Consider the following 24,710-nt stretch of genomic DNA (forward strand, 5'->3'; position numbering starts at 1 on the left):
CTCATTTTTTTAATTTAACTGACAATTTTTCACCAAAAAGAAAAACACACCTCAGCAAATGAGGTGCGCGCAGTAGTTCGATTATTAAGCTTCCAAAACACGAAATTATTTGATTCCGTATTTTTTGTTGAAGCGGTCCACACGTCCGTCTGCAGTCGCGTGTTTTTGCTTACCAGTATAGAATGGGTGCGAATCAGAAGAGATTTCGACACGTAGTAACGGATATTCGTTACCATCTTCCCATTGAATAGTTTCGCTTGACTGTTTAGTAGAACCAGACAAGAATTTGAAATCAGTACTAGTATCAACGAAAACAACTGGACGGTATTCAGGATGAATTCCAGCTTTCATTTCTTTTCAACTCCTTCGCCCTGAATCATCTGAAACAGAGTAATTAACTGCAAGGAAACACACAGTACACTAATTATAACAAGCACAGCTAAAACAAGCAACAGTTATTTTTTAAACATTTGGTCTTGTAAAAGCTCAAAAAATGCCTGATTAGTATCTGTTTTTTTCATGGAGCGAATAAAACGCTCTGACATATCTAATGAATCACCTTGAAGTGGCATTGTTTTTCTTATTTTCCAAAGTTGCTCTAATTTTTCTTTCGGAAGAAGCAGTTCTTCTTTACGTGTGCCTGAACGTCGAATATCAATCGCAGGGAAAACGCGGCGCTCTGCAAGTTGGCGATCTAAATGAAGCTCCATGTTCCCAGTTCCTTTAAATTCCTCGTAAATAACATCATCCATTCGTGAACCCGTATCCACTAAGGCTGTCGCTAAAATCGTCAAACTTCCGCCTTCCTCGATGTTCCTAGCTGCCCCAAAAAAGCGCTTTGGCCGGTGAAAAGCAGCCGGATCAATTCCACCTGAGAGCGTTCTGCCACTTGGCGGAATAACCAAATTATACGCGCGCGCCAAGCGAGTAATGCTGTCCATCAAAATAATGACGTCACGCTTTTGTTCTACAAGACGCATCGCACGTTCTAAAACGAGTTCGGCGACTTTAATATGATTTTCCGGAACTTCATCAAATGTTGAACTAGCAACGTCTGCAGACACTGATCGTTCAATATCCGTCACCTCTTCTGGACGCTCATCAATTAAAAGTACGATCAATTCGGCGTCCGGATGGTTGGTTGTAATCGCATTCGCAATTTCCTTAAGCAAGATTGTTTTCCCAGCCTTAGGTGGCGCAACAATTAGCCCCCTCTGACCAAAACCGATTGGCGCAACCATGTCAATCATCCGCATCGAAATTGGAAATTTTCCGACTTCAAGCGCCATCTGTTTATCGGGATAAAGTGGCGTTAAACCAGGAAAATGTACACGTTCTTTTGCCACTTCAGGATTCTCACCGTTGACCGCTTCCACATGTAGCAAGCCAAAATAGCGTTCATTTTCTTTTGGCGGACGCACCTTTCCAGAAACTTTATCGCCTGTTCGCAAATCAAAACGCCTAATTTGTGATGCAGAAATATAAATGTCTTCTGAACTTGGTGAATAATTAATCGGGCGCAAAAAACCAAATCCTTCAGAAGGAATAATGTCTAAAACGCCTTCCATGAAGAAAAAACCTTCTTTTTCCGCATTCGATTTTAATAACGCAAAAATAAGCTCTTTTTTCGTTAACTTGCTATAGTACGCAATTTTATGTTCTTTCGCAAGCGCATAAATTTCTTTGATTGTCAGGCTCTCTAAATATGCTATGGACAATTTTGCCATATGTGTACCACCTTTTTTTATTTTTGTTTAAACTAGGGATTTGAAATAAATGGAAGGAAAAGACGGGGCAGAGGAATAGCCCCGCTTTTATTTTAGAAAGTTATACCAAATTGCTTTCAGTGATTTCTTTATAAATATCTGCTCCTAAGTCGGAGAGTTTTTGAATAATATTCCCGTAACCACGTTCAATATGCTCCACGCCTAAAATTTCCGTCTGACCTTCAGCAAGCAAACCGGCAATTACAAGGGCGGCTCCCGCGCGAAGATCGGTTGCCGTGACACGTGCACCAGAAAGGGGCGTTTTCCCGTAGATGACAGCCGTCCGTTCGTTCTGTTTAAATTGCCCGCCCATGCGCATGAGCTCAGCGATATGCTTGAAACGGCTTGGGTAGATTGTGTCGGTCACGATGCTGTCACCGTCCGCCTGAGTTAGAAGCGTTGTGAACGGTTGCTGCAAATCTGTTGGAAATCCGGGGTAAACATAGGTTTTTACGTCCACTTTTTTAAATGCCACAGATTTTTTGACTAAAATGGAGTCTTCTGAAATCTCTAACGGAACGCCCATTTCAGCTAGCTTCGCCGTAATCCCCTCCAAATGATCAGGAATTACATTTTGAATTTCAACCCCGTCACCTATTGCAGCCGCTGCAATCATGTATGTACCCGCTTCAATTCTATCCGGGATAATCGTATGGTGGCAGCCATGTAGTTTAGGCACACCTGTGATACGAATCGTGTCTGTTCCAGCGCCTTTAATGTTCGCACCCATATTAGACAGAAGAGTTGCAACATCAATAATCTCTGGCTCTTTTGCCGCATTCTCAATAACCGTCTTACCTTCTGCTAAAACGGCAGCGAGCATAATGTTAATTGTTGCCCCGACGCTAACTACGTCCATATAAATTCGCGCACCGCGCAATTTTTCGGCACGCAAATAAATCGCACCTTGCTCGTTTGTCACTGTCGCACCAAGTGCCTCAAAACCTTTTATATGCTGATCAATTGGTCGCGGCCCCAAATAACATCCGCCAGGCAAACCAACAACCGCTTTTTTAAACTTGCCAAGAAGTGCTCCCATCAAATAATAAGACGCACGTAATTTTTTAACATTTCCATTTGGAAGTGGCATATCCACAATCTCACTAGGGTCAATAATTGCCGTTTGGCTATCCGACTTGACCGAGCCGCCTAGTTCAGAAACAATATCATACAATGTATGAACATCTGAAATATCTGGAAGACCTTCAATCGTCACTTCAGAATCCGCCAAAATTGCTGCCGGAATTAAAGCTACCGCACTGTTTTTAGCACCATCTACGACTACTTTTCCAGAAAGCCGTTTCCCCCCATTAATGACTAACCGATTTTCCATGCCAATCCCTCTTTCTTTTCAGTCTCACTTGTTACTATTTCTAAATCCTAACATGTTTTGAAGCTAATCGCCACTAAATCCGCTTACTAATCAGATTTCCCCGTCATTTTATTTTTATCTGGAATCGCTATCGCTATCGCGCCAAAAACAATACAACTATAATACGTCACAATCCGCCATAAAAGAAGAGCCGTTAATAGCTTCGCGGAAACAAGCAACGTCCCAAACAGCAAAGTAAACGTGTACTCTGCGCCTCCTGTCCCACCAGGCGTCGGCACAACCGTTGCAAACATCATGATAAACGCATGGAACGTTATTACCATAAAAAGATTTAAATCCGAAACCCCTACTCCTAGTAAAATAAAATAAGGAATGACGAAATACGCCCAAAGCTGCAAACTCGTATAAATGCTCGCACTCCAAATGAGCTTCCTATCACGACTAATACGCCCACTTTCCTCGTGAAAAGACGTAATTTTATCATCAACGGACGCCTGAATTTTTTGAATCCGCTCTTTCTTCATAAACCAATTAAATGGCTTTAAAATAAGATGTACGAGCTTTGTGGTAAAACGAGAACTTTTCCCAACCAAGATAAGCCCGACGACTACCGCCAAATGAATAGTGAAGCCAATTAAAACCAAATATTTAACTTGCGGGAGAGCCCCTGTTAGTAAATAATGAAAGCCAAAAATAAGAACAATGATAAAATTGATTACAATCATCGACTGATAAATGATAAATTTAAATAACAAAATAGAGCTAGAAACGCCAATGTCTAACCCTTTTTTCACAAGAGCGTATAATTGCGCAGGCTGTCCACCTGCTTGCATCGGCGTAATTGTATTGAAGAACTGACCAATCATCGTAATTCGGAATGAGGAAAAAAAACTTTCTTTTCGGAAAGCAGGCAAGATACTCTTATGTAGCACAACCGCTTCAAAAAGCCAGTAAATAAACATAAACAAAAATGCAACTAGCAGCCACCATACGTTAACGTTTTTAATTTCCTGAACAAATTGTTCTAAATCAACGCCACGAAACTGCCAAATAATAAAGGCACTACTAATGATGAGAATTAAAATTATGTTTAGCCAATTCTTACGCGCATTTTTGCTTAGCTTCACCTACATCACTTCCTTACTAAATCATGATAAAACTTGTCCCAAATTGCCGTCAAACGGTCCTCCGAATAAAATTCAGCTCCGCGTCTAGCTTGCGCAAGTAGTGCTGCATATTTATCCGTATTCGCTTTTAATTCTGCAATTTTAGTAATAAAATCCGTATTATCTTGCCCCTCTTCATAGTACCCAGATAAAATTTCTTGGTATAAATCAAGATTACGCAACAATACTGGGGTTCCCGTGCTCATCGCTTCTAAAATCGCCATGGGAAAAAGTTCATTGTACGACGGCATAAAAAATAAATCTGCCATATTGAAGCAGGCATTCATTTCCGAGCGATCAATAATCCCAATGAATTTCACATTTTCTGGCGGATTGTCGTAAATTTTTTTCAACTCTTCATAGCCAGAAGTAATCTTCCCAAACGAAAAGCCGCCAGCCCAAACAAATTGCACATCGGGCAAAGATTTTGCAACTTCAATAAAGTCCAGCACGCCTTTTCTATGCTGTACCTGTCCTACACCAAGCACAACAAATTTATCAGCAGAAATTTGATATTTTTCGCGAAACATTTCTTTTTTCTTTTCATCCGAAAAAAAAGTTTTTTTAGAGACGAAGTTAGGGATGTAGTGGATTTTCTCTGAAGGAATGTCATACACCTCTAGTTTCGGTATAAAAGAAGGATTTACAACAACAATTTCATCCATTCTTTTATAAAAAGAGATTAAATATTTATAAAAAACAGCGCGGGCAATTCCCGGTAATTTTAAGCTACCTTCCATTGTTTCTGGTAAGAAATGGACGTAGCCAACCCGAACCCCGCGCTTTTTTTTGAAAAAAGTAGATAAATAAAAATGAAAATCTACCGTATGATAATGTGTAATATCCGTCTTGTGGAACTTATTAATCGACATCTCAATTTTATCTTTTAACCGTTCATCAAGCAGATTGACAAGTTCTCTATACGCAGAGGCTACACCTTGTCCTTTTACTTTTTCTGCCGATGACAGCATAGTTAGCTTAATCACGCCGCGATGACCTACCTTTCCGTATATGTGTATTAGATGATGTTAACGAAAAAACTTGTGACGCCATCTTACTTTTAATTAGCGTTCGTTGCCTGTTTAATCGTTTTTTGTTTTCCATCGAGTAATAATTCTCATATATTTCTGCATAGGTTTCTTCAATTCGCTCACCAAAATGATCTGCGGAATAATTATCTACTTGTTTTAGCGCGTTTACCGCTAGTTGCTTCGCCATAGCCTGATTTTGAAGCGCCATAACCAATGTATCCGCAAGCTCATCATCTGTTTCAAATAAAAAGCCCGTTTTCTTATCAATTAAAATACCTTCAATACTTTCATCCTTCTTCGCAACAACGGGAAGCGTGGAAGCCATCGCCTCTAAGTATGTTAAGCCTTGCGTTTCAGAGGTTGACGCACTTACAAAGAAATCACTCAACTGGTAATAGTTGTTAACTTCTCTCCATTCCACGGCACCTGTAAATATGACCGCATCAGAAAGGGAAAGTTCTTCTACCAAGTCCTCTAATTCTTTACGAACTGGACCATCGCCAACCACCACTAATTTAGTAAAAGGGAGTTTAGCTAAAACGCCTGGCATAGCTTGGATAATCGCATCAATATTTTTCTCATGTGCCACACGTCCTAAAGAAAGGATAACCGCATCCTGTTCCCCGATACCCAATTGCTTTTTCATTGCCATTATTTTATCCGAAGAAGTTTGATCACACATTTGAATATTCGTGCCAGTTGGAATTGTATAAATTTGTTTATAAATTCCACATTCCTCTAAATGATGCCGTACTTTCTCTGTTGGAGCAATGAGTGCCTCATAACTATCACAAAAAGACTTAGTCATCTTACGCACCATTTTTGGCGTTAAAATTTTGCCATTCGCAATATAATGCAAATAATCTTCATACATGGTGTGATATGTATGAATCGATGGGATGGAGTATTTCTTAGCAATTTTTTTACCAAGCAAGCCTAAAGAAAACTCTGTATGTGTGTGAATAATATCTAATTTTAGTTCACCGACAAGGCGAATAAACTTGTTCATACCAGCAATTGCAATTCTTCTCTCAGGAAAAAAAACAAATGGGATACTAGGTAACCTAAATACACGTCCCTCTTCGCTCTCACGATCAGCATTAGGGTCAGTAGTTGTAAATATATATACATTATGTCCTCTTTTTCTTAACTCCGTCTCCATTGTTAAAATGGACGTAGCGACCCCGCTTATTTGCGGACTGTAGGTATCGGTAAAGATTCCTATATTCATTACTATCCCTACTCTCTTTCCGTGTTGGTTCATTCATCAAAACGTTCTTGTTCCGTCATAATACATTATACATGTTTAGCAATAACAATTTCATGCGCCCTTAGAACGATTTTTTCCTAAACTTCTTTAGAGAACGTTGATAAATTTTGCGTTTTTCATCACTTTCAACTGTCCCCATAATAACATAATCCACTTATTTTCACACAAAATATAATTTTTTACGGGTTTTAAGGAATAAAAAAGGAGCAGAATGTATTCTGCTCCCAACTTATATAGATTCAATTTTTGATTTACGCTTTACCGTTAGAACCAAACTCTTGAATTTTTTCAGTAACTGTTTTAATGATTGCATCAACACCAGGTCCGATAACTTTACGTGGATCGTAAACTTTATCATCAGTAGCTAATTTTTCACGAACAGCTGCAGTCCAAACGATTTGGCACTCAGTGTTTACATTGATTTTGCTGTGACCTAATTCAATTGCTTTTTTAATTTGGTGTTCAGGAATTCCAGAACCGCCGTGAAGTACAAGTGGAGCACCTGTAAGTTCGGAGATTTCTTTCATTTCATCAAAGCCAAGTTTTGGTTCACCGCTATAAGGTCCATGAACAGAACCAAGAGCAGCTGCTAATGCATCAATACCAGCTTCTTTAACAACGCGCAGACATTCTTCTGGGTTAGCATAGCTAATTCCACCTGTAACTCCGTCCTCAGTACCACCTACAGTGCCAACTTCAGCTTCTACAGAAACACCTTTAGCGTGAGCATAATCAACAACTTGTTTAGTCATGGCAACGTTCTCGTCAATCGGGTGGTGTGACCCATCAATCATTACAGATGAGAAACCTGCATCGATTGCCGCTTTACAAGAATCAAAACTTGAACCATGGTCTAAGTGGATTGCCACAGGTACAGTGATTTTAAGATCTTCAACAAGACCTTGAGTCATTTTAACAACTGTGTTGAATCCTCCCATATATTTAGCAGCACCTTCAGATACTCCTAGGATGACTGGTGATTTTTCAGCTTCCGCAGCTTTCAAAATAGCTTGAGTCCATTCAAGGTTGTTAATGTTGAATTGACCTACAGCATATTTCCCAGCTAATGCTTTTTTCAGCATGTCTGTCATGTTAACGATAGGCATAATACAATTTCCTCCCTCAGGAATTTAAAATTTGAATTTCCGCCGCGAAAAATAGTGGCAGCTATTTTTCCCTAACACGTCTATAATAACAGATTTGTGATTCATTTACCATAAAAGTTGCGAATTATTTTCTGAAAACGCTTTAGTCCCTAAGGTTTGAAAGGCGCTCTAATCTTCCTTCCTATAAAGTCTAGCACCCGCCACCTCTTGATTCGCAAAAACTTGCAAGGCTTTCGGTAAAACTTTTAATTCATACGGTGCATCACCGCCATAAACTCCGTCATAACTAATATTCAGCACTTCCTTAGATTCCAATTTGACATGCTTCACTTGCCGATGAATGACATGCGGGCTTTCAAGATGCGTCCCTCGCTTTAATAGCAGAAACAGTGAAAACAATTTGGCTGGTGATACTTTTTTCAAAATCAGCAAATCAAAATAACCATCATTGATTTTGGCGGGGGGACAAAGCGATTCAAGCCCACCGACCGTGTGAGAATTGCTAACAAAACAAATAAGCATCTGCCCAGTAAAACGTTCATCGTCAAATGAGATGTCGACAGGCGTCGCCTTGAGACTTGGTAGCATCTTTAACCCATCAAAAAGATAGGCTAGGCGTCCGTAACGATTCTTTTTCGCCTCCGGCACCGCATATGTAATTTCCGTAATTTTTCCAGCAGCTACATTATTGATAAAAAATTCATTTTGATTTGCCTTACCAATATCAACACCAACTGTCTCACGCTTGATGATGCTGTTTAGCGCTTCAAGCGGATCTTTATTCACACCAAGAGCTCGCGCATAGTCGTTCGTCGTTCCCATCGGTAAAATACCTAAAACGGGGCGCTTAGACGACAGCATAATTCCATTCACAACTTCATTCACCGTACCGTCGCCACCAGCCGCAATGATGGCAGATATACCAGATTCCGCTGCTTTTTTTGCAAGGTTCAAAATACTTTTAGGCTCACTTGTTGACGACACAAGCGTCACTTCAAAATCCGCCGCATTCAATTTTTCTTCAACAAGCGGCATCCATTTTCGAAATTTATTTTTGCCAGCCGCTGGATTATATATCAACACTACTTTTTTAATCAAAATGTCCCCTACTCTCCCTTTTATGCTAAATTTAGTTTGCTATACATACAGGAAGAATGTCAAATTTAAAAGACTGCTAAAACCGGCAGTCTTTTAAATACTTTTTCTAAATTTTGGTTTCAAAACATTATCGTAACTTGAAAATTCTTCTTTCGCCTGATATTTTTCAAAAAAAGCTGGTTCAATCGTAAATAAGCGCTCTAAAAATAGGGCTTCTACTTTAAACAAGGCTTCCATTTCTGCTAGGCTGATAACTTGGTTAGATAAAATAAGTTCGAAAATATTTCGTATTTTCCCTGGTCGTTTAAGTGGTATTTCTGAATCAAGTGGTTCCACAAGCTTATATCCTTTTTTCATAATCTGCCGATAAAAATAGCTGTTTTGTTGTGGTGTTAGAAAACCTAATCGATACGCTCGCATTTCCAAACCTTGGATTGAAACATTATATTTCGCTTTAAGTTCAATATACGTATCCGGATTAGAAATGCGTTCTAATTTTTGCAAATCTTTAACTATACTTTTTTCAGGTAATAAAAAATAGGAGGCAAACAAGTTAGCTTCATTTTCGATTCTGTTATAATCTTCTTTTTCTAGTGCAAGCATATCCATATTGTTGTGCATCAGTAAATGACCTAGTTCATGTGCTAAATCGAAATTCCTTCGCACAGCCGACTTTTTCACACCAAGCACAATAATTGGTATTTGATTAGCTGACCACGCACTATAGGCATCTGTTTTGCTATCAACTTGCTTCTCTACAATATGGATACCCGACTTCTCCATTTGTAGTAATAAATTGGCATTATCTTCCGTTACACCGATATATTCTTTGGCTAATGAAGCGATTTCCTCAATGCCATTTTCACGGTAATATATATCCAAACATTTTTCCCTAAGTTCTAAAATAATACTTTTAGGTGCGCTTAGAAAGCTTTCTAACGTCGTAATAATCTCATGAACAAAATTCAAATACTCCGTTTCTGAAAAAGCTTGTTTTCTACTTGTCACATCAGCCGCACGATAAATCATCTGTTCTTCTTTAAACATCACTGGAACTGTCAATTCTTGTAAGAAAAACTGTGCTTTCACTCCAAAAAGTCTTTTAAGTTCAACAACGATTTCAAATTTAGGATTAGTTACTTGATTTTCAAACTGCCACACGGCTTGTTCAGAAACTCCTAACTTCTCTCCCAGCTCTTTTCGCGACAAACCATACAAAGTTCTGACCCTTTGAAGATTCTCACCTCTAAACACAATTATTTCCTCCTTACTTAGTTTCCAACTTCTTCTTCTGGTATCGTTGTATATCCATAATCCTCAATACTACTGAATTCAACTTCACCAGAAATCGCTTCATATTCATCTTCCTGAATAACCACATTACTACTTTGCAAGTAAGACGATAGTTTTTGCACACTATGAAGTTCCCCAGTTTCAGCATCTGGAGCTACAATTTCAACATTTACAATCTCTTTTGTATGACTATCTGTTTCATATGTCACAATGTAAAACTCCGAAAAGTTTCTTTTTCGTATTTCTTCTGTCTGCTCGAACTTTTCAAACTCTAAAAACTGTAGTTGTATCGCTATACCTTCCATTTTCACTCGTCCTAAACGAAGCTCATGAATCCACGGATTATTCACTTTAGCTAAGTCTACTAAATATTGACTTTTTTTATTTGAATTTTGAAATGTTCGCTTCAACCGAAAAATATTTTTAACGATAAATAGACACTTGTTGTCTTTTCTACCAAAAGCAAATTGAAGGTATTCCCATGATTCACCCGCTTTTGCAAGTTGGTCTTTTTCAATCAACCCCGTAAGTTTTCTTGCCACAGCATCATCAATATGATTACCTTTTACAAAAGCATAGCTTGCCGAAACTTTTAATTCTTTCTTTTTTTGTCTACGTATTTCTAAATAATCTTTATATCCTTGTAAGATACCATCTACAATGGCTTGAGCTTGTTGTTCATTTACGACTTCTTGGTTCATTCTCATCCTCCTTACAATGTTGTTATTTAACATTATAGCATTAAGAAGGTATGAAAATAAACTAAAAACGACATATTCTTTATTTTTTATAAAGTAATTAAATGAAAAAGGCACCTAAACTTAAAGTTCAGGTGCTCCTACTTCATTATTTGACTGCCGCACCAATAAAACCTTTAAACAAGCTTTGCGGACGATTTGGTCTAGAAATAAATTCTGGATGATATTGACAAGCAACAAACCACGGGTGATCTTTTAATTCTACCACCTCAACAAGACGACCATCAGGGCTAGTTGCCGAAACAATCATACCTGCCTGCTCCATTTGCTCTCGGTAATCATTATTGAATTCATAACGATGGCGGTGACGCTCCTCAACAATCGTTTCTCCGTATGCTTCCGCTGCTTTTGTACCTTCCTTAATTCGCGCAGGATAAAGTCCCAAGCGAAGCGTTCCACCCATGTTTTCGATATTTTTTTGCTCTGGGAGTAAATCAATGATATTATGTTTTGCTTCTGGATCAATTTCAGCGGAATGCGCCCCGTCAAGCTTAAGAACATTTCGCGCAAACTCAACTGTCGCAAGTTGCATACCAAGACAAATCCCAAAGTATGGCACTTTGTTCACGCGCGCATATTCAACAGCAAGGAGTTTCCCTTCAATCGCCCGGTCACCAAACCCTCCGGGAACTAAAATACCATCTGCATCTTTCAAAAGTTCTACAACATTTTCTTTTGTAACTTTTTCCGAGTCAATCCAGTCAATTTGAATCTCCGCATCATGCGCATAACCAGCATGCCGTAAAGCTTCTGCTATAGAAAGGTAAGCATCTTGTAAGGAAACATATTTTCCAACGAGCGCAATTCGAACCTTCTTTGATAAATTTTGCACGCGGTGCACAAGTTCCGTCCACTCCGTCATTTCAGCTGGCGGCGCATCTAATTTCAAATGATCGAGTACGATTTGATCCATTTTCTGCGCTTGTAACGAAAGCGGCACATTATAAAGCGTATCTTCATCACGACTTTCAATGACTTCAGATGCTTTAATGTCACAGAAAAGAGCAATTTTTTCTTTCATTTCTGTGGAAACGGGTTGTTCTGTTCGTACCACAATAATATTCGGCTGAATCCCCAAACTACGCAGCTCTTTAACACTATGCTGAGTGGGTTTCGTTTTCATTTCACCAGCAGCTTTAATGTAAGGAATGAGTGTTGTGTGGATATAAAGAACATTTTCAGACCCAACATCGCTTTTGATTTGGCGAATAGCTTCAAGGAACGGTAATGATTCAATGTCCCCAACAGTCCCACCAATCTCGGTAATGATAATATCTGAATCTGTCATTCTTGCCGCTCTAAATACACGGTCTTTCAGCTCGTTTGTAATATGCGGGATAACCTGCACGGTTCCACCAAGATAATCACCGCGACGTTCTTTTTTAATGACTTCTGAGTAAACTTTACCCGTTGTGACGTTGCTATATTTATTTAAATTAATATCAATAAAGCGCTCATAATGTCCTAAATCTAAATCTGTTTCAGCACCATCATCAGTGACAAAAACCTCACCATGTTGATACGGGCTCATTGTCCCTGGATCCACGTTAATATACGGATCGAATTTTTGAATCGTCACGCTTAATCCACGATTTTTCAGCAGTCGCCCAAGTGATGCTGCTGTAATTCCTTTACCAATAGATGAAACTACGCCACCTGTTACAAAAATATACTTCGTCATTAAAAAATTCGACTCCTTCCTTTTCTAAAAAATAGCGGTTAAATGGACTTAACCTTCGGGGTGAACTCTATTACCTCAAAACGTCCTTACAAATAAAATCACCAAATGCATGTAAATGTGCTGCACTTGGTAATTAGGAAATATTTTCATCTGGTTTCCACCAAATAAAAAAACGCTCCTACTTTCTTAAAAAGTAAGGGAGCGCTAACTGAACATATCTGTCCCAATTAAGGGAGCCCAAATAAAATACTACATATGAAATAAGAATAAGTCAAGTGTTTATTTTTGTAAGCGAAACCATTCCTTTATTAATGTAAAAAAACTCACCCGTATAAGTTCGAGTGAGTTTCCATTTTATTCTTCTGGATCTTCCGTATAGTCTCCATCACTATAATCATCTTCTACTGTAGCAAGTTCGCCTTCAATTCCGTCTGGCAAGTGGTCATCAGCGTCCTCGTCTTCATCAACTAAACCATCAGAAAGAGAAATTTCTTCTTCCCCAAGTTCTTCCACTTCGTCATCCTCTTCGTATTCAATATCATCATCCATGATATCTTCCACTTCTTCATCATCTTCATCGTCATCATCTTTTTTACGTTTTTTCTTCGGTTTAGTTTGTGTTTGAACTTCTTCATCAATCGCATCAATTGGGTACCAAGCGCGCAGTCCCCAAGTGTTGTTTCCTAGTGAAATAAAATTACCATCGATGTTCATATCTGTATAGAATTGAACTAAACGCTCTTTCATTTCATCATCTGTTAATTCTAAAAAGTTTTTAATTTCCTCTACTAACTCTTTAAAATTAATAACTTCCCGGCGATTCTCTAAAACATAATGCGCGACTTCAATTAAAGATACTTCTTTTCGCTCTTCTTGAGATAAATTACTTAAATCCAAAGCTGGCACGCCCTTTCGTTAAACTACATTTATTGTTTCTTTCATCATTTACTTTTTATTCAACTTAACCATTTTACATGTTATCACTGGCAAGCACAACCATAAATTTTACATCTGTCAACTTTTTTTTACGATTTGATACCCTATGTAGAAAAATAAAATGGCCATTAATAAAATCGGAATCGAACCAAGTTGAAAATTATACAAAATATAAATTGCGATGCACAGAAATACAAAAAGCAGCGCCAAAGTTACTATTCGCTTCATTTTAGAATCTCCCGTCATCAAAATGCCTCCGTGATTTAACTTTAAAACATTTTGTTATTCTCGTCAATGACTAGACTGGAAGAAAAAGCTCGGCAGAAGATAAAACACCTAAATGCCGAACTTCCTTTCAGTTACATCTTTTCAGGAGCTGAGACACCAAGCAGTTTAAGGCCATTACGCAGCGCAATTTTAACAGCTTGAATTAAGGCTAGTCTTGCCTTAGTTAGCTCAGCAGCTTCTTTGTCAAGAACTTTATTTACATTATAGAAACGATGGAATGCACTGGCTAAGTCATTTAAATAGCGTACAATTCGGTGTGGCGCACGTTTTGCTGCTGCTTCAGAAACGACGTCTGGAAAATCACCAAGCACTTTCAGCAAATCAAATTCCGTTTCAGTTTTTAATAAGCTTATATCGGCTGACTCTACCGCACGAAGACCTTGTTCTTCACCAGAGCGCAAGATGCTAGCAATTCTAGCATGCGCATATTGCACATAGTAAACTGGGTTTTCATTGGATGTTGATTTTGCTAGACCCATATCAAAATTCATATGCGTATCTGAGCTTCTCATCGCAAAGAAGTAGCGCGTTGCATCTAAACCAACTTCTTCAATCAAATCGCGCATTGTCACGGATTTCCCAGTACGTTTGCTCATTTTGACTTGCTCACCATTTTCATAAAGGTGAACGAGTTGGATGATTTCTACTTCAAGTTGTGTTGGTTTGTAACCTAGCGCTTCAATTGCAGCTCGCATACGTGGAATATACCCATGGTGGTCCGCCCCCCAAACATCAATCAGCACATCAAACCCGCGGCTCAATTTATCTAAATGGTAAGCGATATCTGGAAAGAAATACGTATAACTGCCATCCGACTTAATGAGTACCCGGTCTTTATCATCACCAAAATCCGTGGTCCGTAGCCACGTTGCTCCTTCTTCTTCAAAGACATATCCATTAGCCTTTAATTTTTCAAGAGCAGGAAGGATTTTATTGTTTTCATAAAGAGAAGTTTCAGAAAACCAGTTATCAAAATGAACTCTAAACTCGTCTAAATCCGCTTTTAATTTTGCTGTTTCAAATGCAAGTGCGTCTTTCTTGAACACTACACGGCGCTCTTCCTCACTTGTTTCCACATATTTATCACCGTATTTATCCGCAAGTTCTTTCCCAAGCGCAATAATATCTTTCCCGTGGTAACCGTCTTCTGGAAAATCTTTTTCTAATCCTAGCGCCTCAAAATAACGTGCCTCAGCGGACAGCACAAGATTATTAATTTGATTCCCCGCATCATTAATATAATATTCACGCGAAACTCTAAACCCCGCCATGTCTAAAATATTGGCCAAAGAATCGCCAATCGCCGCTCCGCGAGCATGACCAAGATGGAGGTCTCCGGTTGGATTAGCAGACACAAATTCAATTTGAATCTTCTCTCCCTTCCCAAAGTCTGATTGACCATACTTTTCATCTTCATTCAAGATGACCGGCACTAAATTAGTGAGGTAAGAATTATCCATAAAGAAATTAATGAATCCCGGCCCAGCAATTTCAACCTCTTTAATCAGCGTATTATTTGTACCAAGTTCAGCCACAATTTTTTCGGCAATTTGACGCGGGGCCGCCTTAGCAACGCGCGCTAATTGCATCGCGATATTTGTTGAATAATCCCCATGCGATTTTTCTTTCGGTACTTCAAGTAAAATACTTGGAATGCTATCTTCATCAATTTCGAGGGCAGCTATTACCGCCTGCTTTATTCCCTCGATTAAGCTATTTTCATTTTTTTGAATGATGTTCATTCGTTCGCTTCCTCCTCTATTCGCATGTTTACCTCGTATGAGCCAATAAATGCTCCACCACTAAGTAAATCGTACTGAAATGCAATTTCTCCGCTCAGCGGATTTTTTTCAATCGCTTCCGTGTAGCCAATCAATTCCGACTCAAAAACTAGTTTTCCTGCCCCCGAATCGACTGATGCAACACTTCGCTTTTGGTCTTTAAAAAAGTGCATGCGCATACTTACAATGCCACTACGAAGTAACAAAAGTTCTTCCTTAGAGATTTTAAGAACTGAACGTATCACACCAGCAACTTGTTTTTCTTCATAATGAAGGTAGTGATTATTTTCATCTTGATAAAAAACACCAGATACAGATATTTCCGTTTTCTCTTCAGCATCCATCTGTCTGACAATATTTGTAATATGAATTTTTACGGGCGTGCGTGTTTTCGTCATTTTTATGACACCTTTCCAAACAGACGTGTAGACGTACTATATTATAGTTAAAAAAAATGGGAAAATCAACCCAACTTAAAATAAAATGCCCGTCCAAAAATTCATCATCAGTTTTAAAATTTCAGGGATAAAAACATTAAAAATCGGACCAATTGTAAGAGAATAAAGCGGTGTTAGCGCAATGATTAGAAAAATTAAAAAGGCATATTGTTCGAGTGGTTGGATTTTCGCACGCAAACGATTGGGTAAAAACTCAACCAACACCTGATAACCATCTAGTGGGGGAAATGGAATTAAGTTGAATACAAACAATACAAGATTTAGCTGGATAAAAATCGTCAAAAAAATGGACCAGATGGAATTAATTTCGCCAATTCCTAATCCACTCGTCAAATAAGAGAAAATCCCCACAGCGAAAAAAGCAAGTAATAAATTGCTAATTGGTCCCGCAAGAGAGACAACAATGCTCCCTAATCGACGTTTCTTTAGTTTAAACCGGTTCACTGGTGTCGGCTTTGCCCAACCAAATCCAACGATGACCACCATCAAAAGGCCAATTAAATCCACATGAACGAGTGGATTAACAGAAAGTCTCCCTTCCTTTTTTGCCGTATCGTCCCCAAAAGCAAGTGCAGTAATGGCGTGAGCCCATTCATGGACAGTAAAAGCAATTAAAATAGTAACCACAACATACGGCAACATTTCTAACGGATAGGCTAAAAAATTACTCATTTAAAATTCCTTTCACAAGTTATTTTTTTGATATATAATAAATGAAAATAAAGATACTATCGAGGTGATAAACATGCCCATCATAACGATCAAATTTTTAGAAGGCCGAAACGATGACCAAAAACGCGATTTAGTAAAAGACGTGACAGATGCTGTTTCTAAAAATCTAAACGCACCTAAAGAAAATATTCACGTCATTCTAGAAGAAATGAAAAAAACAGATTACGCTGTTGCTGGCGTGCGCAAATCAGATTCATAATCTCCTTAATCAGTCTGAAAACCTTAAAACAGAAGTTTTCAGACTGATTTTTGCGTAACTCGTTTTTTCTGCACGCCGAATTTTTTCATCTGTTCTGCTTTTCGTGAATAAGTGTCACCATTTCCTCTGCAATTTCTGCCGGAATCCGACCATTTTCAATAAAATCAAGCGGGAAGTATAGTTTGATATCCGTACGAATTTTCCCGCCAATAGACTCAACAATTGGTGACTCTGTAGATAACTCCTTTAAATCACCATTAGGAAGCAACAATTGAATAGGTGACTTTCCTGAACTAGCACCCGGTTTGTAAAGGTCATATGGCAAATCAGATGAAGAATCGACAACTAAATAATAAGATGGATCTACTTCCGCTTTTTCCAGACACCCTTTTAAGCGATTATAAAAATCGGCGTCTAAAGATGGGTTATAGTCCACATATCGGAGTAAACGGCGGTTTAAAAACCGGTTGCATAAGTCACTCAAAATCTCATCATCTTCATGCTGCCAAACGGAAAAATAAAACGTTAAAATCGAATCGTCAAGCGCAATATATTCCTCTAAACACACTTTTTCGTTTAAAAAAGGAATAATTTGTACAGGTGGCATTTTAAATTCATAGCCTGCTAAATATAGTGACTTGGCGCGATTTAAAATCTTCCACAGCAAGACCTCACCACTTCTACTTACAGGGTGGAAATAAACTTGTTGATACATTTGATAGCGGCTCATTAAATAATCCTCCACAGCATGCATCCCAGAATATTTAATGATGACGCCATTCCCATCCGGACTTGGACGTAAAACGCGAAGTATACGTTCCATGTCAAACTTCCCGTAACTAACACCTGTATAATAAGCATCCCGAAGTAAATAATCCATTCTATCAGCATCAAGCTGACTTGAAATCAACTTTACAAGCGTTTGATTCTCATGGGTCTTGTTGATAATAGAGGCTACCAGGCTCGGGAAGTCATCTCCAGCCCGAAGCAAAACTTCTCTCACCTCGGTTTTCCCCGTAATAATCTTTTGTGTGTATACTTCATGGTCAGTATGAAAAACCTTCTCAAAAGCATGCGAAAATGGGCCATGTCCCAAATCATGAAGTAATGCTGCACATAAAACCGTCATTCGCTCCTCATCTGATAACTGGTATTCACCTGCAAAAGTAACATCAATAATCTGGCGCACAATCTCATATACACCTAGAGAGTGATTAAAGCGACTATGCTCAGCTCCGTGAAACGTTAATGAGGTAGTGCCAAGCTGCCGAATTCGCCGCAAACGCTGAAATTCTTTTGTTGCAATTAAATCCCAAATCATTTGGTCAGATACATGTATAAAACCATGAACTGGATCTTTAAAAACCTTGCCTTCACTTAGTTTCTGATTCACATAACTCATATACGTCACCCTCTTTACATAACCTTTCTATTTCTCTCTAAAATGCGTTCGTAGTACGTTGGAAGCATGTCTAGTTCTTCGGCAGAAAGCGTACTTGAAAATAAATCATCCGCATAAAACCTCATGCTATTCAGTAAACGAAGTACCACATCATTCAAGCTGATATTTGCATTTAATAGCTTTGAAAGTGTACTCATGACACGTTTATCTACATCTGGAAAATGATACTTCTCTTGTAAATCTTTTCCACTCTTTTGGTAAAAAGAACGAATTAATTCGGCGCGCGCATCTTGATCCCCGTCTATGCCGAGGTAAATTTGTACCGCCACCCCTTTAGCCATGCGACGCTGCGAAATACCAGCAAATTTCTTTCCATCTATACTTAAATCATAACTTCCCGGGCAATATGAATTTTTAATTTCATAGGCTTTAATGACTTGGCTAAAATCACTAAACATATCTTGGATTAAAGTAAACATTGTGTCATAGCCACGATTAATTGCAATTCCTTTTTGAACATCTGGCAAAATAAGAGAAAGATTCAAAATATCTCGGTCCAAGACGACGGCAAGTCCACCTGAATTCCGAAGCACAACGCGGTAGCCTTCTTTTTCCAAAAAACGAATCCCTTCCTGCAAGTTTGGAAGCTTTGTATCTTGAATTCCAATAGATACGGTTTTCTCGTGCACCCAGCCACGAATGGTCGGCGGACTTAGTTCGGCACCAATAAAGCGGCAAAGCGTATCATCCGTTGCATAGGATTGAAGTGCATCAAAAGCTGGATTTAATGCCGTTTGATCTAAAAAACGCCATTTCTCTTGCTTAAGTAAAGTATTTTCTAAAATCATCACCCACTGAAAACCTCCACATTCTTTTTTTGTCATTATAACATAATCGCTTAGATGTTTGGGTCAAATGGCTTAAAATAGCTCTTTTACTTCACTTTCTTTGATTTTAATAGAAAAGTAAGAATCCCGACCATTAGTCCGACCAATAATTTCATTGTAGGATGTTTTTTCAAGAGAATCACTCCAAAAACCAATTTTTATTTTAGTTCCCGCGTTCTATCTTTCAAAACAAAAAAAGAACGAGACAGTAATCTCGTTCAGTATATGAAAAGCTTAGGGAGCTTTTTAGAAATTTTAGTAATCATAGTGATTACGTTTTGGTTTACTATTCCATATCTTATTAATTAAGAACACAATTCCTGCTAAAATAAGTATCGGGAGCAAGAAGTGCAATGTTACTCCAATAATTTTAAATACGATGTTTAAAGCAATAATCGCTAAAATGATTGTAAAGAAATACTTCCAAAATTGATTCATTTCTATTCCTCTTTTCTAGTTTTATTTAGCCGATACAACGGCTGTATCATTTAATTCTTTTGTTTGAATAACCATGTTGTTGTCTTGAATTACAAGACGATATGCCTTGTCTTCTTTTAAAGGTTTATTTGAATAAAACCGAAGCTTTATTGTTTTCCCTGTTACTGTTTTACACTCTTCATCAAAAGCATAGCCTTTAAAATTGGCTTTTGTTACTTTTTTACCTGGATTTGCAATGGATACTGTATATACATCAGCTGCCTGTGCAAAAGGCGAAGCAAGTTCGACCAATACCATGGTGATGACAAAAACTGCAGCTAAAACGCCAAACCAACCCTTTTTCATATTTCGTAACCCCTTTGTTTAACTTGATAAATTGATTATAATTAAAAATCCATTTCTTTACGAAAGGCTGCAGGCTGAAAATTTGTACATCGCCAGACTGATTTCGATTTCAGCCTAAAAATCCCCCGCACAAAATGCGGGGGATTACTTATTCTTTCACTATCCATTTATAATTTTCCGCACCAATCGGGTAGGTAATGTAGTCTTTTAGAGTAGGATTTTGCAAATAAGCACGACCACCTTGATATAACGGGATTAAAGTGGCATTTTCTTTTAATAAAATTTGCTCGGCTTGTAGCAAGGCATCAAAACGCGTGTTTAAATCATTGGAAAGCTTCCCTTTTGCGCCTAGAACAAGCTTGTCATATTCGGCATTGCTAAAGCCTGTATGATTTCCAGGGCTGTCAGTTAAAAATAAATTCAGGTAAGTGAGCGGATCTTGATAATCACCGCCCCAGCCACCTAACAACAACTCGAAATCTTGCGTTACATCGGCTTTAAAGCTTACCTGTGTTGGCACGTTTTTCAGCTTGACTGTCAAACCCGGCAAATTACTTTCCAACTGATTTTGAATGAACTCAGATTGTTTTTTTTGTAGAGATGTATCACCAGCCGTTAACGTTAACGTAAGATTATTTTTACCTATTTCTTTTAATCCTTTAGCAAAATACAATTTCGCATCACGTTGATTATAGGCTATTAAACTTCCGTTAAGTTTACGGAAATCTTCGCCGCCTTTTGGACTAAACATAATTTCACCTGGAACAATCCCGTCAAGTGGTTTCGAACCATTAGCGAGAAGCGTATCCACCATACCAGCTTTATCAATAGCAGAAGAAAGACCACGGCGAATATTAACATTCGCTAAATCGGTTTTCACACCATCCTTACCTTGATTCATTTTCATATACACGGAGCGCCCTGTGAGTGACGTATGGAAATTTTTATCACTTTCAAACTGCTTAACAAAATCCCCGTCAAGCTCAATACGATCTAATTTTCCAGTATTATATAAGTTTAAAGCTGCGTTAGTATCTTTTACAACTGTCACATGAATTTTATCAGTACGCACATTTTTAGCATCCCAATATTTTGGATTTTTCACATAGTCCCAACTAAGCTTTGTTCCATCCCAATTTTCAAGTGTGTATGGTCCATTTGAAAGTAATGTGTCGCTCGATGTACCATAACGGCTGCCTTGTTTTTCAAGCCATGCCTTTTTTTGCGGAAAGAATGTTCCCGTCGTTAAAAGCTCTTTAAAGATAGGTACAGGATTTTCTAATTCAACTTGGAGCGTCTTATCATCAAGCGCTTTAACTCCCAACTTTTCTGGATCCATTTCGCCCTTTAAAATCGGCGTTGCATTTTTAATGATTTCTTCCATCTGTGGTCCATATGCCGCAGCAGTTTTGGGATTCACAACAGTTTTCCAAGCGTATTCAAAATCGGCTGCTGTAACTTTTGAACCATCTGACCAATTGGCCTCTTTTTTTATTTTAAAAGTAAGGGTTTTCCCGTCATTCGTAACATCTGGTTCGCTTTCAGCCAGCGCAAGTTCTGGCTCCCCCTCTTTATTTAAACGATAAAGTCCTTCGAAAACTTGATTGATTGCCCGAAAACTTACACTATTGTCTGCTAAAATCGGGCTCGCATTTGGAATTGCACTTGTTTCCATGATATTAACGGTTTTGCTTACTTTTTTGTTAACAGATTGCTGCGCATCTTTTTTCTCCGCCCCGCAACCAACAAGTAGCGCTAAACTAAGTACCAACAAACTTATAACGACTTTTTTTCGCAAATTTTGTTCCTCCTTTTTATTGTACCTCTCCTTTTGGAAGCGCTTTTCTATACATTAAAAAAAGACGGTGCGCTGTCATTATCGGCAGAACTTCCGTCTTTTATTATATATGGAACTGTATTACTTGTAAATGAAAACTGTATTACTTTTATTTCTTATTAAGATAGACTCCCGAACCAACTACAATCACACACATACCCGCGAACATACTTATCATGAGGAAACTTGGATCATTTGTCATAAAAATTGCTAAAATTAAACAGGACATTCCAGAAACGGTAAGTGTCACAATTGTAATCTTTTTCCACAAGTTTTTAGAGTAGGCATCCACTTTTTTAAAACCTAACATTCTTAAAAATAAAAATACTTTTTTGGAGTAGGATAAATACGCGGCCACAAGAAGCATGAATGAGCCTGCGGCAATAAGTGCAAAGCGGCCGGTAGGAATTTGATAGCCTAAACCATACGCAATAATGCTAAGCTGAATGATAGCTAGAAGGACAAGTAGTAACCTAAAACAATATTCAAATTCTAATTTGCTTTCTTCCTTCACTTTTTCTTTCCCGTAATATTCGGTACCTGTAAACATAATCATCAAAAACGGCATTAGGATGAGTCCTAGCCATTTTTGCATGAACATATCTGGAGAGAAATCGCTTCCGAAATGTACGGCTATTTCTGTTGGGAGTAGCGGATAACATGCGATGGAAGCGACCACCGTGATAAAAATTATCATACTTGGAAAAGTTCCGACTTTTTTCATTTCTCTCACCTTCTTTTTTAAAATTAGGTTAGGTAGTCACTCAATTCTTCGCGATTTGCGAGTATTTTTACATTTGGCGTGGATTCTAATTGTGCTTTTGTTTGCGCGTAGCCTTCTTTTGTGAGCGCACGCGTTGCGGGTAAATAGATGACCACGAAAAATCCAGCTTTAACAAGTTGTAGAGCGGTTGTTTTAACACAAAAATCAAATGCGAGTCCGCCGACTATGACGGTGTCAACCTGATTTTGCTGTAAAAATTCTATCACACCTGTCGAAAGTTCTTCACGTATATCATGATAGCAGGCGCCGTAAGGATGGAGATCTGGCTCCATGCCTTTCCAAACGAAAAAATCATATTCGGTTGGATTTGGTAGACCGGCTAAGAGTTCAAACCCTTTTGTACCTGGTTCACAGTGCCTCACCCATGTTAAGTCAGCATTTGGGTATTTGAGAGGCTGAAGCATTTCAGACGCCTTATCCACAACCCAGACGGCATTTGCCGGATGTGCATCTTTACTACCAATTCGCACTGTACCAAATTGGGATACATACTGTAATTCAGGAACAATTTCTTCTGCTTTTGGAACGGGTAATTCATTGGGACAGACGGGACTGAACCCATTTTGTGCGTCTACATCAAATGTTGCAATTTTCATTTTTATTCCTCGTTTCTATAAACTAGTTGCGCAAATTGACCAAAACGATTGACGTCCTCTAAGACGAGGTTATGGCGGTCGTCTGCTTCAAAAAGCGGAATGCCTTCACCAAGTATGATGGGCGCAATGGTTATCACAAATTTATCAATAGCCTTTTCTTTTAAAAACTGCTTCACGAGTTCGGCTCCTCCTACAAGCCAGACGTGCTCCCCGTCAATTTCGTTTAGCCATGAATTGATATTACCGGAAACAAAATCGGCGTATTCGTCTGCAGTACCCGCTTTTTTATTCGAAAAAACATACACATCTTTCTTACTGTAAGGGAATGAGTCTGTTAATGAAAAAATTTGTTTGTACGTGGTACGACCCATAACGACGGTATCAACGTTATCAAAGAAAGCTTGGTAACCTGCGTCACCATCACTATCGATGCTTTCAAGCCATTCTACACTCCCTAGTTTATCAGCTATATAACCATCTAGACTAGTCGCAATATAAAGAGATACACGTTTATCTGTCATCGTAATCAAATCCTTCCACAACTAATTTTCCAACCATCTGTCCTTCTTCAATGATTTGGTGTGCTTTGCGGAGCGTTTTTGCATTTATTGGCGCAAGTACTTTATTTAAAGTGGATTTCAATTGACCAGTTTCTAAATAAACCGTTGCCTGTTCTAAAATTTCATGTTGTCTAATCTGGTCTTTCGTTTGATATTTAGACCTTGTAAACATAAATTCGTAACTGAAAGTAGCACTTTTATCTTTTAACACACTCATTTGAACTGGATGCGTGAGTTCTACAACGGAACAAATTTTCCCTTGTGGCGCAATGGCCTGCTCCATAAAACTAAAATGTTGATAAGTGTCATGTAAACATAAAATGTAATCAACCATTTGAAAACCAATCTTTTGGAGTTCTTCCAGCATATTTCCCCTGTGATTAATAACAAAGTCGGCGCCGTGAGCTTTCGTCCAAGCTTTCGTTTCTTCGCGACTTGCGGTTGAAATGACAGTTAGCCCAGCTATTTTTGCTAGTTGTGTCGCAACAGAACCTACACCACCTGCACCATTTATGACTAAAATGGATTTTCCTGCTTCAACTTGCAAGCGGTCAAACAATGCTTCAAATGCGGTAATAGTCGTAAGTGGCATGGCTGCAATCTGGCTATTTGAAAGGTTTTTAGGTGCATGTCCCGTTAAGCGCTCGTCGATTAGTGCATACTCGCTGTTACTTCCCTGTCTTGTCACATCTCCAGCAAAATAAACCTTCTCTCCTACTTGAAAGAGCGACACATCTTCACCAATTGCTTCCACAGTACCAACTGCATCAAAACCTAAAATTTTTGGTTCTTTTTCCATTTGATTTTTTGGAGTGCGGAGTTTCGTATCTACTGGATTAACCGAAACTGCTGCAATCTTAACTCGTAAATCATGCTTTAAAGGGACCGGCAAAGGCAATTCAACATTGATTAGACTTTCTTCATCTGAAATTGGCAAATAACGATATAGACCCACTGCTTTCATT

26 protein-coding genes are annotated in these 24,710 nt (G+C 38.6%); 1 reads left to right on the plus strand and 25 read right to left on the minus strand.

Features of this window, described 5'->3' with window-relative positions; genetic code table 11:
• Positions 1-105: 105 nt before the first annotated feature.
• The 16 genes from R8923_RS11450 to R8923_RS11525 all read right to left on the minus strand — a co-directional run bounded on the left by R8923_RS11450 (position 106) and on the right by R8923_RS11525 (position 16,637).
• Positions 106-351 (minus strand): type B 50S ribosomal protein L31, encoded by a 246-nt coding sequence (locus R8923_RS11450; protein WP_485872889.1) that lies wholly within the window; start codon positions 349-351, stop codon positions 106-108.
• A gap of 104 nt (positions 352-455) precedes the next feature.
• Positions 456-1,727: a transcription termination factor Rho gene (gene rho, locus R8923_RS11455; protein WP_485872890.1), complete on the minus strand. Its 1,272-nt coding sequence runs from the start codon at positions 1,725-1,727 to the stop codon at positions 456-458.
• A gap of 100 nt (positions 1,728-1,827) precedes the next feature.
• A complete protein-coding gene (locus R8923_RS11460; RefSeq protein ID WP_485872891.1) occupies positions 1,828-3,099 on the minus strand; it encodes a UDP-N-acetylglucosamine 1-carboxyvinyltransferase in 1,272 nt (423 codons plus the stop codon).
• Positions 3,100-3,185: 86 nt separating this feature from the next.
• Positions 3,186-4,226 (minus strand): lysylphosphatidylglycerol synthase transmembrane domain-containing protein, encoded by a 1,041-nt coding sequence (locus R8923_RS11465; protein ID WP_485872892.1) that lies wholly within the window; start codon positions 4,224-4,226, stop codon positions 3,186-3,188.
• A gap of 5 nt (positions 4,227-4,231) precedes the next feature.
• Complete coding sequence (locus R8923_RS11470) at positions 4,232-5,251, minus strand: glycosyltransferase family 4 protein (protein ID WP_485872893.1); 1,020 nt, start codon at positions 5,249-5,251, stop codon at positions 4,232-4,234.
• Entirely contained in the window at positions 5,244-6,527 is a 1,284-nt protein-coding gene (locus R8923_RS11475; protein ID WP_485872894.1) for a glycosyltransferase family 4 protein, read from the minus strand. The genes R8923_RS11470 and R8923_RS11475 overlap by 8 nt, the downstream gene beginning before the upstream one ends.
• Positions 6,528-6,817: 290 nt before the next feature.
• Positions 6,818-7,672: a class II fructose-1,6-bisphosphate aldolase gene (gene fba, locus R8923_RS11480; RefSeq protein WP_007476837.1), complete on the minus strand. Its 855-nt coding sequence runs from the start codon at positions 7,670-7,672 to the stop codon at positions 6,818-6,820.
• Positions 7,673-7,840: 168 nt separating this feature from the next.
• On the minus strand, positions 7,841-8,770 hold the full coding sequence (locus R8923_RS11485; RefSeq protein ID WP_485872895.1) for a diacylglycerol kinase: 930 nt from the start codon (positions 8,768-8,770) through the stop codon (positions 7,841-7,843).
• Between the two features lie 93 nt (positions 8,771-8,863).
• Entirely contained in the window at positions 8,864-10,024 is a 1,161-nt protein-coding gene (locus R8923_RS11490) for a spr1629 family repressor/antitoxin (protein ID WP_485872896.1), read from the minus strand.
• Positions 10,025-10,041: 17 nt separating this feature from the next.
• Positions 10,042-10,764, minus strand: coding sequence for a spr1630 family ClpXP-sensitive toxin (locus R8923_RS11495; protein ID WP_485872897.1), 723 nt, complete (start codon positions 10,762-10,764; stop codon positions 10,042-10,044).
• A gap of 145 nt (positions 10,765-10,909) precedes the next feature.
• Positions 10,910-12,502: a CTP synthase gene (gene pyrG / locus R8923_RS11500; RefSeq protein WP_485872898.1), complete on the minus strand. Its 1,593-nt coding sequence runs from the start codon at positions 12,500-12,502 to the stop codon at positions 10,910-10,912.
• Positions 12,503-12,856: 354 nt separating this feature from the next.
• Positions 12,857-13,399: a DNA-directed RNA polymerase subunit delta gene (rpoE, locus tag R8923_RS11505; protein WP_485872899.1), complete on the minus strand. Its 543-nt coding sequence runs from the start codon at positions 13,397-13,399 to the stop codon at positions 12,857-12,859.
• Positions 13,400-13,516: 117 nt separating this feature from the next.
• Complete coding sequence (locus R8923_RS11510; RefSeq protein WP_162859622.1) at positions 13,517-13,666, minus strand: hypothetical protein; 150 nt, start codon at positions 13,664-13,666, stop codon at positions 13,517-13,519.
• Between the two features lie 131 nt (positions 13,667-13,797).
• Positions 13,798-15,468 carry an arginine--tRNA ligase gene (gene argS, locus R8923_RS11515; protein ID WP_485872900.1) on the minus strand — a complete coding sequence of 557 codons (1,671 nt, stop codon included), beginning with the start codon at positions 15,466-15,468 and terminating at the stop codon, positions 13,798-13,800.
• Positions 15,465-15,905 (minus strand): YwiB family protein, encoded by a 441-nt coding sequence (locus R8923_RS11520; protein WP_485872901.1) that lies wholly within the window; start codon positions 15,903-15,905, stop codon positions 15,465-15,467. Before R8923_RS11520 ends, argS begins: the two co-directional genes overlap by 4 nt.
• 75 nt (positions 15,906-15,980) lie before the next feature.
• Positions 15,981-16,637: a site-2 protease family protein gene (locus R8923_RS11525; protein ID WP_485872902.1), complete on the minus strand. Its 657-nt coding sequence runs from the start codon at positions 16,635-16,637 to the stop codon at positions 15,981-15,983.
• A gap of 73 nt (positions 16,638-16,710) precedes the next feature.
• Between R8923_RS11525 and R8923_RS11530 the strand changes: the two genes are divergently transcribed.
• Positions 16,711-16,896, plus strand: coding sequence for a 2-hydroxymuconate tautomerase (locus R8923_RS11530; RefSeq protein ID WP_485872903.1), 186 nt, complete (start codon positions 16,711-16,713; stop codon positions 16,894-16,896).
• Positions 16,897-16,981: 85 nt separating this feature from the next.
• Here the strand turns inward: R8923_RS11530 and R8923_RS11535 are convergent, their stop codons facing one another.
• From R8923_RS11535 to R8923_RS11575, 9 genes are all read right to left on the minus strand, one after another.
• Positions 16,982-18,298, minus strand: a complete 1,317-nt coding sequence (locus R8923_RS11535; protein ID WP_485872904.1) for an HD domain-containing protein — start codon at positions 18,296-18,298, stop codon at positions 16,982-16,984.
• A 14-nt stretch (positions 18,299-18,312) separates the two neighbouring features.
• Positions 18,313-19,146, minus strand: coding sequence for a lipoyl-[GcvH]:protein N-lipoyltransferase (gene lipL, locus R8923_RS11540; RefSeq protein WP_485872935.1), 834 nt, complete (start codon positions 19,144-19,146; stop codon positions 18,313-18,315).
• A 294-nt stretch (positions 19,147-19,440) separates the two neighbouring features.
• Positions 19,441-19,623 carry a hypothetical protein gene (locus tag R8923_RS11545; protein WP_485872905.1) on the minus strand — a complete coding sequence of 61 codons (183 nt, stop codon included), beginning with the start codon at positions 19,621-19,623 and terminating at the stop codon, positions 19,441-19,443.
• A gap of 21 nt (positions 19,624-19,644) precedes the next feature.
• Positions 19,645-19,968 (minus strand): YxeA family protein, encoded by a 324-nt coding sequence (locus R8923_RS11550; RefSeq protein WP_485872906.1) that lies wholly within the window; start codon positions 19,966-19,968, stop codon positions 19,645-19,647.
• A 148-nt stretch (positions 19,969-20,116) separates the two neighbouring features.
• Entirely contained in the window at positions 20,117-21,766 is a 1,650-nt protein-coding gene (locus R8923_RS11555; protein ID WP_485872907.1) for a peptide ABC transporter substrate-binding protein, read from the minus strand.
• A 148-nt stretch (positions 21,767-21,914) separates the two neighbouring features.
• The gene (locus R8923_RS11560; protein ID WP_485872908.1) at positions 21,915-22,529 is read right to left on the minus strand and encodes a DUF1648 domain-containing protein; all 615 of its coding nucleotides are present in this window, start codon (positions 22,527-22,529) and stop codon (positions 21,915-21,917) included.
• Positions 22,530-22,552: 23 nt separating this feature from the next.
• Positions 22,553-23,185: a nicotinamidase gene (locus R8923_RS11565; RefSeq protein WP_485872909.1), complete on the minus strand. Its 633-nt coding sequence runs from the start codon at positions 23,183-23,185 to the stop codon at positions 22,553-22,555.
• A gap of 2 nt (positions 23,186-23,187) precedes the next feature.
• Complete coding sequence (locus tag R8923_RS11570) at positions 23,188-23,706, minus strand: dihydrofolate reductase family protein (RefSeq protein ID WP_485872910.1); 519 nt, start codon at positions 23,704-23,706, stop codon at positions 23,188-23,190.
• Positions 23,696-24,709, minus strand: coding sequence for a zinc-binding alcohol dehydrogenase family protein (locus R8923_RS11575; protein ID WP_485872911.1), 1,014 nt, complete (start codon positions 24,707-24,709; stop codon positions 23,696-23,698). The genes R8923_RS11570 and R8923_RS11575 overlap by 11 nt, the downstream gene beginning before the upstream one ends.
• Position 24,710 lies beyond the last annotated feature (1 nt).

The organism is Listeria tempestatis (genome assembly GCF_963575625.1).
GTDB lineage: Bacteria > Bacillota > Bacilli > Lactobacillales > Listeriaceae > Listeria > Listeria tempestatis.